At 48.7% G+C, this 314-nt stretch carries 2 tRNA genes; both read right to left on the bottom strand.

The annotated features are described in order from the left end of the window. Positions 1–79: 79 nt before the first annotated feature. Positions 80–152: transfer RNA gene (locus tag NE558_RS14270), tRNA-Ala, on the bottom strand. Positions 153–178: 26 nt separating this feature from the next. Next, positions 179–252: transfer RNA gene (locus NE558_RS14265), tRNA-Ile, on the bottom strand. Between the last annotated feature and the right edge of the window lie 62 nt (positions 253–314).

Here is a 314-nt window from a genome sequence, read left to right as displayed (position 1 = left end):
AAATTTATTTTTTCTCGATTGACTCTTTTTTCTTGTATTCAGTTTTCAAGGTGCATCCCGACTCACTAGAGCCGGTAAATGGAGAATACGAGATTCGAACTCGTGACCCCCTGCTTGCAAGGCAGGTGCTCTCCCAGCTGAGCTAATTCCCCTTATTCAACTATAAACACACTCAAAATGGGCTCAAGTGGACTCGAACCACCGACCTCACGCTTATCAGGCGTGCGCTCTAACCGGCTGAGCTATGAGCCCATAGGACTTCGGCAACCATCTACTTTCCCAGGCAGCTTCCCACCAAGTATCATCGACCGCTC

This window comes from Anaerotignum propionicum, from assembly GCF_024461735.1.
GTDB lineage: Bacteria > Bacillota > Clostridia > Lachnospirales > Anaerotignaceae > Chakrabartyella.
Note: the sequence above shows the minus strand (reverse complement) of the source record. Positions and strands in the feature narration are given on the sequence as shown.